This is a genomic window from Pseudomonas sp. ENNP23 (assembly GCF_001728945.1).
Lineage (GTDB): Bacteria > Pseudomonadota > Gammaproteobacteria > Pseudomonadales > Pseudomonadaceae > Metapseudomonas > Metapseudomonas otitidis.
This window is the reverse complement of the sequence record NZ_LYSP01000047.1, coordinates 34,499-44,919: the sequence shown is the minus strand read 5'-3', so window position 1 is coordinate 44,919 and position 10,421 is coordinate 34,499. Positions and strand designations below refer to the sequence as shown.

Annotated in this window: 4 protein-coding genes; 3 read left to right on the top strand and 1 reads right to left on the bottom strand. The window is 68.0% G+C overall.

Annotated elements, in window-relative coordinates:
- Window positions 1–4,932 (bottom strand): retention module-containing protein (locus A9G05_RS22370; protein WP_139131224.1); only part of this gene is annotated, 4,932 nt, incomplete at its 3' end.
- A gap of 469 nt (window positions 4,933–5,401) precedes the next feature.
- Here A9G05_RS22370 and A9G05_RS22365 point away from each other — a divergent pair.
- The 3 genes from A9G05_RS22365 to A9G05_RS22355 are packed head-to-tail and all read left to right on the top strand — an operon-like array spanning window position 5,402 to window position 10,304.
- Window positions 5,402–6,757, top strand: a complete 1,356-nt coding sequence (locus A9G05_RS22365; protein WP_069563038.1) for a TolC family outer membrane protein — start codon at window positions 5,402–5,404, stop codon at window positions 6,755–6,757.
- A gap of 19 nt (window positions 6,758–6,776) precedes the next feature.
- Complete coding sequence (locus A9G05_RS22360; RefSeq protein WP_069563037.1) at window positions 6,777–8,936, top strand: type I secretion system permease/ATPase; 2,160 nt, start codon at window positions 6,777–6,779, stop codon at window positions 8,934–8,936.
- A 9-nt stretch (window positions 8,937–8,945) separates the two neighbouring features.
- The gene (locus tag A9G05_RS22355) at window positions 8,946–10,304 is read left to right on the top strand and encodes an HlyD family type I secretion periplasmic adaptor subunit (protein WP_069563036.1); all 1,359 of its coding nucleotides are present in this window, start codon (window positions 8,946–8,948) and stop codon (window positions 10,302–10,304) included.
- The last annotated feature ends 117 nt before the right edge of the window (window positions 10,305–10,421 follow it).

The window sequence follows — 10,421 nt, the reverse complement described above, 5'->3', positions numbered from 1 at the left end:
ACCCCCCACACGGCCGACCACCTGGTTGCCTTCCAGGTAGAGCTTGATGTCGCTGCCGCTGGCGCTGTCCTTAAGGCCGCTGGAGGCACCGTTGGCACTGAGCGCCAGGCTGTAGGCAATGCTGCCGGCACCGTCGGCACCGTCGGCGCCGTAGCTGCTGGTGAAGGCACTGCTGAAATCAGTGGTGGCGTCGGTGCCCAGGATGGTTTCGTCCACCTGCAGGCTGGCGACGCCGGCCTGGCCGGCGCTGATGCTCGGGCCGTCGTCCTTGAAGCTGATGAGCTTGCCGATGTCCACCGCGCCGCTGGCGCTGTCACCGTCCTTGTCCACCACGGTGAGGGTCAGGCTGACACGCCCGGCGCCCAGGTACTTGGCCTCGTCGGCGTCGCTGGTGGGGTGCACCACGGCGCGCTGCTGGTCGAGGGTGACGGTGCCGGCCGCGTTCACGCTGAGGGTGAAGACCAGCTCGCCGGTGCCGGCAGTGCGGCCTTCGATCACCGAGCCGTTGAGGCTCAGCAGCACCGCCTCGCCGGTGGCGGTGTCCACCAGGCCGGAACTGGCGTTCTGCACGCTCAGGCTGTAGGTCTGGCTGCCCAGACCGTCGGCACCGGGTTGCACGTTGAACACGCCGCTGAAGTTGGCGGTGGCGTCCTGGGCGAAGTTGGACTCGTCCACCTGCAGGGCGATCGCCGAGCCCCAGGTGACGTTGGTGCTGACGTCGTTGTAGTCGTAGTCGGAGGTGTCGGTCTTGTCTTCCCAGTTCTGATTGCCGGCGCTGCCGGTGTCCTGCAGGTGGGAGCCGCCGGGGTTCAGGGCCGCGTCACTGAACAGCACGTTGGCGCCATCGGCCCCCACCAGCGGGGTGCTGCCGATGAAGGCCTGCCACTTGCCGCCCACCAGTTGAAAGGTGACCTCCGCGCCATTGCTCAGGCCGCCGTTGGCGGCACCGTCGGGAATGAGGAAGAAGCCGGTGTGGGCCGGGTCCAGGCCATTGAGGTTGACCTGACTGCCTGCACCCTGGTCGTGCACGTTGGCCCAGATGATCTTGCCGCCCTGGGGCGTGCCGTCGTCGCCCTTGATGTAGTAGCCGTAGGTGTTGGCGTAGCCGGCGTTGGTGCCGAGGAAGGTCACCGAGGAGGTCAGGTCCAGCTCGCTGGCCTGAACGCTGGGCGAGTCGTCGTTGATCACCACGGCGAGGGAGCCGTTGGCGCTGTCGCCGTCACCGTCAGTGACCTTGTAGCCGACGTTGAGGGTGATGCTGTCCTCGGTGCCGCCCTGCGGGTGCATCAGCGGTTGCAGCAGGTTGACCGTGTAGGCGCCGGTGGCCGGGTCGGTGAGCACCACGGTCATCAACGCGCCCCGGGCGGAACTGATGGTCAGGGTGTTGCTGGCGGCGTCCCAGGTGGAGGTGACGCTCTCGCCGCCCAGGCTGCCAGGGCCGGTGAGTTCCACGCTCTTCACGCCGTCGGCGCCACCGCCGTAGCCGAGGCTGCCGCTGGCGCTGGTGTTGGCACCGGGCACATCGCCAGGGCCGCCGTTGATGCCGCCAGCCAGGCCTTCATCGTCCAGCACGGTTTCAGCGCGCACGTCGCTGGCGGTGGGGCCGTCGTCCTCGAAGCGCACGGCCTCGCCGATACCGGTGGAAGCCACCGACACGTCGCCGTCGCCATCAGTCACGGTGACCACGGCGTTGATCTTGCCGGTGAGGCTCAGTGTGTCGTCGGCGCTGCTGTCGTCCAGGTGCTGCAGCGGCAGGTACTGGGCCACGCTGAGGGTGCCGTCCTGGCCGATGGCCACGGCGAACGCGGCTTGCCCGTCAAGGGCGCCGCCGGACACCCGGCCGACCACCAGACCATTCTCGACGCTGAGCAGGATGGGCGAGCCGTCGAGGGCCTTCAGGCCCGAGTCGCTGTCCTGCACCGACAGGCTGAGCACCGTGGTGGCGCCCTCCTGGTCCTGGCCAACGTTGCTGGCAGACGTGTCCACCACCGCGCCGGTGCTCTGGGCATAGCCGGCTGCCAGGCTGGTGCCGGCATCGATCACGCTGGCGAACAGCGCCGCCACGGCCGGGTTGCTGGTGTCATGGTTGGCGGCATCGCCGGGGACGCCGGGTGTGGCGCTGGTGTTCTGCAGGCCGGGAGTTTCGTCGTGGATCACCACGCGGCCTTCCACGGCCCGGATGGCCGCGCTGGGCGCGTCGTCCTCGAAGCGCACAGCGCTGCCGATGTCCACTTCACTCCGGGCCACGTCTCCGTCGCCATCGGTCACGGTGACCACAGCCTTGACCAGGCCGGCCAGGTCAACCGCATCGTCAGCGCTGCCGGTGTCGGCGTGATAGAGGGACAGGTACTGGGCCACGCTCACCGTGCCATCGGCCCCCAGGGCGATGGCGAAAGCTGCTTGGCCGGGCCCTTGCGGGCCCTCCACCCGGCCGACCACCAGGCCGTTCTCCACGTACAGACGGATCACCTGGCCATCGGTGGTGGTCAGGCCCGAGTCGACGCCGTCACCGCCGGTGACGGCCAGGCTGAGTTCGACCGTCGCGTCCTCCTGGTCCTCGCCGAAGCTGCTGCCGGCGGTGCTGACCAGCGAGCCTTCGCTCTGGGCGAAGCCGAGCAGGTCGGTGCCGACGTTGTCCACCCCGTCGAACAGCGCAGCCACCTCCTTGCTGGCCACGTCGTTGTCGTCGGCATCACCGGCCGGGGCCGGGGTGGTGGTGGCGTTCTGCAACTCGGGGCTTTCATCGTGGGTCACGCCACGGCCTTCCACCCGTTGGATGCTGGCGATGGGGGCGTCGTCCTCGAAGCGCACGGCAGCGCCGACGCCCACCTGGTCAACGGCCACGTCACCGTCGCCGTCGGTCACGGTGACCACGGCGTTGATCTTGCCGGTGAGGCTGACGCCGTCATCGCCACTGCTGGTGTCCGGGTGGAACAGCGACACGTACTGGGCGACGTTGAGGGTACCGTCCTGGCCGATGGCCACGGCAAACGCAGCCTGACCGTCGAGGCTGCCGCCGACGATGCGGCCCACCACCAGCCCGCCTTCCAGGCTGAGGACGATGGAACGCCCGTCGGTGGTGGTCAGGCCGGAATCGGTGCCGTCGCCACCGACGATGGACAGGCTCAGCACCGTGGTAGCGCCCTCCTCGTCCTCGCCGGTGCTGCTGCCGGAAACATCCACCACCGGGCCGTTGCTTTGGGCATAGCCGGGGCTGGCAAGGTCGCTGCCGGCGTTTTCCACGCCGCTGAACAGTGCCGCCACGGCCGGATCACTGCTGTCCTGGTTGCCGGCATCGCCGGGGACACCGGGCGTGGCCGTGCCGTTCTGCAAGCCGGCGCTTTCATCGAGGGTCACGCTGCCGCCTTCGGTCAGTCGGATCACCGCCGTGGGGCCGTCGTCCTCGAAGCGGATGGCGCTGCCGATCTCGGCGCTGGCGGTGGCCTGGTCGCCGTCGCCGTCGGTGACGGTGAACACCGCGCGCACCAGGCCGGACAGGTCCAGGCCCTCGTCATCGCTGCTGCTGTCGGAATGACGCAGGGACTCGTACTGCACCACGCTCAACTGGCCGGAGTTCGGATCGATGGCAATGGCGAACACGGCATTGCCATTGCCGTCACGGCCCACCACCAAGCCACTCTCCAAGGCCAGGGTGACCGGGCTGCCAGCAGTGGTGAACAGGCCGCTGCCGCCCTCCCCGCCGCCCTCGCCCAGGGCCAGGGAGAACACCGCCGAGGTGCCGGCTTCGTCGGCGCCCACGTCGAAGGCTCCCAGCACCACGGGGCCATTGCCCTGGGCAAAGGCCAGCATGTCACCGGAGGGGTTGGCCACCGTGGCGAACACCGCCAGCGGGCCGCTCACGTCCTGGCTGTCCGGCTGCAGGCCGGCGGTCTCGTCCAGCGTCACGAAGCCACCTTCCTGGGTCGGCTCCAGCCCGGCCGTGGGGCCGTCGTCGTTGATGGCGACGGTCAGCGGCACGGTGGGCGACACGTCGCCGTCCAGGTCGAAGACCCGCACGCTGAAGTTGTCGAACACCTGATCGTCGGCGCCGGTGGCGTTGGGGTTGCCGTGGTCGAGGCTGTTGTCGGTGAGGGTGTAGGTCCAGTTGCCGGCACCGTCGAACACCAGCACGCCGAAAGCGCCCTGCACGGTGCCGCCACCGGTGACGTTGATCCAGTTGCCGTTGACGTCCAGCACCTCGACACGGTCGATGCCGTCCGGCGAGGTGATCACCAGGCTGCCAGAAGTGCTTTCGGCGCTACTGCCGGCGTTGCTACCGGCCTTGCCGCCCCCGCCTTCGCCGCCGTTGAGGGCCTCTTCATCCACCTCGCCGGGGCCGGTCACCACGCTGCCGGCCTCATCCAGGAACACAACGGTCAGCGAAGGGGTGGAGTCGTCCGGCAGCGGGGGGATGTCGCCCTCGGGGAACAGCGGGGTGAAGTCAATGGGCCCGGTGGGGAAGCCGATGGTCGGGTCCACCGCGCCGCCGGTTTCCGACAGCAGCACGAAGGAGTGGCCGCCGCCCACACCGCCCGCGCCACCGGCACCGCCCGCGCCCGGACCGGCTGCGGTGGCCTCGGCGGCCAGGGTCGGGTCCACGCCGGCCTCGATGGCGGCCTGCAGTTGCTCAACGTCGGTCAGTTCCTGCTGGCTCGGGGGCTGCGGCTGGGCATCGGCGGTCGGGTCGACCGGCGCCACGTTATCGCCACCGGTACTGAGCATCTGCGTGCTCAGGGTGGTGCTGCTGTCGCGCCCCAGGGTCAGCTCACCGCCGCTGGCCAGGTTGATGGCCACCGCACCTTCGGCGCCGGTGACCAGTTGCTCGCCGGCGAAGACCCGGTCCCCTTCCACCAACGGCCGGCGCGTTCCATCGCCTGCTACCGCGAACACCTCGCCTACGACCTGCCTGACGACACCGATTACCGTAGCCATGAATCCTTCCTCCAGCGCACACCTGTCGACCACTGCCGACAACCCTTCTCGAATAGGGCCAGCGCTGCGTAGGAGCGGTGCTCAAAGGGGGGGGAATGCGTGGGGCGGGGCGACAATATTTTGGTCAAAAAATTCGCGACAAAAAAACGTCACTTATTTCCATGTCGAACTGCTCCAGCAAAACCGGCGTCTCCCCAGGGCTCGAATCGCGCAACTGGCCACCTGAAACCAGACCGCGAATGCCTGAAAGGCCCGTATTTCGCGGCTGACAGGAGAACAAGATGTGCCGGTTTGCCGCACCTGCATAAGATTTTTTCTGCATATACCTTGTGAGAAAAATTTCTTAGCTCCGTCAAAAGTTGTTCTTAGCTCTGATGTTACAAGCCTGAAACGGTTGGACAGGCAATTTCGCCAAAAAAACGTCGACCCTGAAGAAAGCAGCAAAAAGCATCGGACAAGGAGCCCCCTCATGCGAGCACTTACCCCACTCTGGAGCGCCATGTTGCTGGCCTTCGCCAGCACCCCGGTCCAGGCGATGAATCTCACGGATGCGATTCAGAGCACCCTCGACAGCCACCCGGAACTGCGCGCTGCCTCCAACGCCCGCCTCGTGGCCGACGAGCAGGTGAAGGTGGCCAAGGGCGGCTACCTGCCGACCGTCGACCTGATCGCCGGCTACGGCCGGCAGATGACCGACAACCCCAGCACCCGGGCCCAGGGCAACCACAACACCGAGACCCTCAACTACAGCAACGCCGAGCTGCGCCTGCGGCAGATGCTGTTCGACGGTTTCAACACCCCCAACGAGGTGGGCCGCACCCAATCAGTGGTGAACTCCCGCGCCTACTACACCCTGGCCACCGCCGAGAGCCTGGCGCTGCGCACCATCGAGGTGTACCTGGAAGTGCTCAAGCGGCGCGAAATGGTGGCCCTGGCCCGCAACAACCTGCAGTCGCACCAGCGCGTCGGCGACCAGATCAACCTGCGCAGCCAGCGCGGCGTGGGCAGCACCGCCGACTCCGACCAGTCCGCCGCCCGCCTGGCACTGGCCGAGAACAACCTCTACACCGAGGAAGTGAACCTGGCCGATGCCGAGGCCAACTTCTTCAGCGCCGTCGGCCGCCCGGCGGACGAGCTGGAAGCCCCCTCCAGCGTCCGCGGCGAGATGCCCGCCGACCTGCTGGCAGCGCGCCAGACCATGATGGAGAACAACCCCTACCTGAAATCCGCCCAGGCCGACGTGCAGGCTGCCGAGAGCCAGTACGAGTCGGCCAAGTCGCCGTTCTATCCGCGCTTCGACGGCGAGCTGGCCACCAACGCCGACAACGACGTGCAAGGCGACGAGGGCCACGTGAAGGGTTGGCGAGCCGCCGTGGTGATGAACTACAACCTGTTCAACGGCATGCGCGACAAGGCCCGTCTGCAGGCTGCCGCCCACTCCATCAACCAGTCGATGGATATCCGCAACAACGCCCTGCGCACCCTCAACGAGAACCTCGCCCTGGCCTGGAACGCCATGGAGAACGCCCGCCTGCAAACCCCCAAGGCGCGTGAATACGCCGACTACACCCAGCGCGTGCGCGAGGCGTACCAGCAGCAGTTCGGCCTTGGCCAGCGCACCCTGCTGGACCTGCTGGACAGCGACAACGAGCTGTTCACCGCCAACCGCCGCTACGTCGAAGTCCGCTACACCGAGGAGTTCGCCATGTACCGCGTGTTCGCGGCCATGGGCGGCCTGCTGCAGCGCCAGCGAGTAGTGGTCCCGGCCGAAGCCGTAGCCGCCACCGAGGTGAAGAGCGAGGCCCGACTACCGGACCTGAAGTAACCCGGACCCGGAGCTGTCGATGACCACCATGGAACTGGCGGGCCCTGCAGTCGACCCGCGGCAGAGCCACGATGACCCCCTGCTCGACGGCCTGCTGATCCTCTGCAGGCTGCACGAGAGCCCCGCCAGCCGGGGCAGCCTCACCGCCGGCCTGCCACTGGCCGAACAGCGCCTGACCCCGGAGCTGTTGCCCCGCGCAGCGGCACGGGCCGGGTTGCAGAGCCGCCTGCTGCGCCGCGAGCTGCACGCCATCTCGCCGCTCAACCTGCCGGTGCTGCTGTTGCTGCGCAACGGCCGCAGCGCGGTGCTGCACCAGTGGGGCAAGGACGGCCGCGCGCTGATCCTGCCCAGCGAGTCCGACGGCGGCCAGCAATGGATCGACCGCGAGGCCCTGGCCGCCGAGTACAGCGGCCAGGCGCTGTTCGCCCGCCCCCGCCACGAGCTGGAGGAGACCCGCAAGCCGCTGATGCCCCGGGTCAAGTCCTGGTTCCGCGACACCCTGCGGCTGTCGCGCTGGCTCTACACCGACGCGGTACTGGCCAGCCTGCTGATCAACCTGCTGGGGATGCTGGTGCCGCTGTTCGTGATGCAGACCTACGACCGCGTGGTGCCCAACCAGGCCACCTCGACGCTCTGGGTGCTGACCATCGGCCTGCTCATCGGCACCGGCTTCGACCTGCTGCTGCGGGTGCTGCGGGCGCACCTGCTGGACACCGCCGGGAAGAAGACCGACGTGGTGCTCTCGGCCACCCTCTTCGAGCGCATCACCGGCATGTCGATGAAGGCCAGGCCGGCCACCATCGGCGGCTTCGCCCAGAGCATTCATGACTTCCAGGGCCTGCGGGAATTCCTCACCGCCGTCACCCTCACCAGCCTCATCGACCTGCCCTTCTCCATCCTCATGCTGGTGGTGATCGGGCTGCTCGGCGGCTGGCTGGTGGTGATCCCGATCCTCGCCTTCCCCATCACGGCGATCTTCGCCTGGATCATCCAGACCCGCCTGCGCGACACCGTGCAACGCAGCCTGGCCCTGGGCGCGGAACGCCAGGCGCTGCTGATCGAAACCCTCTCCGGCCTGGAAACCCTCAAGGCCTGCGGCGCCGAGAGCGAGCGCCAGCACCGCTGGGAACGCACCCACGGCGCCCTCACCCGCCTGGACAGCCACGCCCGCTTCCTCTCTGCGCTGGTCACCAACGGCACCCTGTTCCTGCAGCAGTTCGCCGGGCTGGCGATGATCGTCGCCGGGGTCTACAGCATCATCGGCGGCAACCTCAGCGTCGGCGCCCTGGTGGCCAGCTACATGCTCAACGGTCGCGTGCTCGGGCCGCTCGGGCAGATCGCCGGGCTGATCACCCGCTACCAGCAGGCCCAACTGACGATGCAGAGCACCGACTCGCTGATGGGCCTGCCCCAGGAGCGGGAGAACACCCAGCAGCCCCTGGAGCGCACCCACATTCGCGGCGCCATCGACGTGCGCGGGGTGAGCTTCCGCTACCCCGAGCAGAACGCCCCGGCGCTGCACAACGTCAGCCTGCGACTGGCAGCCGGCGAGCGGGTCGGCATCATCGGCCGCAGCGGCTCGGGCAAGAGCACCCTGGCGCGGCTGCTGATGAACTTCTACAGCCCCGAAGAAGGCCAGGTGCTGCTGGACGGCATCGACCTGCGCCAGTTGGACGTGGCCGACCTGCGCCACCAGATCGGCTTCGTCACCCATGACATGCCGCTGATCTCCGGCAGCCTGCGGGACAACCTCACCCTCGGCGCCCGCTACGTGAACGACGCGCGGATGCTGGAGGTGGCCGAGCTGACCGGCGTCACCGAACTGGCCCGGCAGCACCCCCAGGGCTTCGACCGCCCGGTGGGCGAACGCGGCCAACTGCTTTCCGGCGGCCAGCGCCAGGCCGTATTGCTGGCCCGCGCGCTGCTGCTGGACCCGCCCATCCTGCTGCTGGACGAGCCCACCAGCGCCATGGACAACACCAGCGAAGACCTGTTGCGCAACCGCCTGCACGCCTGGGCCCAGGGCAAGACGGTGGTGCTCATCACCCACCGCGCCTCCATGCTCAGCCTGGTGGAACGCCTGGTGGTGCTGGATGCGGGACACATCGTCGCCGACGGGCCGAAAGAGGCCGTCATCGATGCCTTGCGCAAGGGCCGTGTCGGCCCGGCGGCTGTCTAGGAGGGCTCCATGGCCAACGCTAAAACCCCCGCCCAGTACTTCGGCGGCCGCGCCCCGGCCCGTGCCGACACCGAATTCATGCCCGAGGTGGACGGCGCCATCCTCGAAGACTCCCCCACCGGCACCCGCATCACCGTGTGGGTGGCCTGTGCCCTGCTGATCGTCGCCCTGGTGTGGGCCAAGCTCGCCGTGCTGGAGGAGGTCACCACCGGCGAAGGCAAGGCCATCCCTTCCAGCAAGGTGCAGGTGATCCAGAACCTGGAGGGCGGCATCGTCTCGGAGATCTTCGTCCGCGAAGGCCAGGTGGTGAACAAGGGCGATGTGCTGCTGCGCCTGGACGACACCCGCTTCCTCTCCAACAAGGGCGAGACCGAGGCCGACCGCCTGGCGCTGATGGCGCGGGTCGAGCGCCTGGCCTCCGAGGCCGAGGGCCGGCCCTTCGAGGTGCCCGACGAGATCGCCAAGGGCGCACCGCAACTGGCCGAGGACGAACGCGCGCTGAACCGCACACGCCTGCAACGGCTGGAGAGCGAGCAGCACATCCTCAAGGAACAGTTGCGGCAGAAGGAGCAGGAACTGGCCGAGTTCCGCTCCAAGTCCCAGCAGTACGCCTCCAGCCTGGCGCTGCTGCAGCAGGAGCTGAACATGTCCCAGCCACTGGTGGGCACCGGCGCCATCTCCGAGGTGGAGATCCTCCGCCTGCGGCGCAGCGCGGTGGAGATGCGCGGCGAGCTGAACGGCACCAACCTGGCCATCCCCCGGGCAGAGGCAGCGGTGAAGGAGATCGAGCGAAAGATGGAGGAGAGCCAGTTGTCGTTCCGCTCCGACGCCTTCAAGGAACTCAACGCAGCCCGCACCGAGCTGCAGAAGATCACCTCCACCGGCCGCGCCATCGACGACCGCGTCTCGCGCACCACCGTGCTCTCGCCGGTGCACGGCATCGTCAAGCAGCTCAAGGTCAACACCATCGGCGGCGTGGTCCAGCCGGGTAGCGACATGGTGGAAGTGGTGCCGCTGGAGGACAACCTGCTGATCGAAGCGCGCATCCGCCCGCAGGACGTCGCCTTCCTCCACCCCGGGCAGAAGGCCATGGTGAAGTTCAGCGCCTACGACTACACCATCTACGGCGGGCTCAAGGCCAAGCTGGAACTGATCGGCGCCGACACCATCACCGACGACAAGGGCAACAGCTTCTACCTCATCCAGGTCCGCACCGACAAAAGCCACCTCGGCAGCAACGCCAAACCGCTGCTCATCATCCCCGGCATGGTCGCCACCGTGGACATCATCACCGGCGAGAAAAGCGTGCTCGACTACCTCCTCAAACCCGTCCTCAAGGCCCGCTCCGAAGCCATGCGCGAACGCTAGTGCAGGGTGGCGGATAGCGCTCGCCGGCAATCGCGTGCCAGAACGCGATGGGACCACGGTTCGTAGGATGTGCTGAGGCACGAAGCGCATCACGCCGGGGTCAGGCACTTGCACGGC

What these genes read in the sequence shown, in the direction of transcription:
- A9G05_RS22355 (WP_069563036.1), top strand. Translation starts at nt 8,946, where the DNA reads ATGGCCAACGCTAAAACCCCCGCCCAGTACTTCGGCGGCCGCGCCCCG.
- A9G05_RS22360 (WP_069563037.1), top strand. Translation starts at nt 6,777, where the DNA reads ATGACCACCATGGAACTGGCGGGCCCTGCAGTCGACCCGCGGCAGAGC.
- A9G05_RS22365 (WP_069563038.1), top strand. Translation starts at nt 5,402, where the DNA reads ATGCGAGCACTTACCCCACTCTGGAGCGCCATGTTGCTGGCCTTCGCC.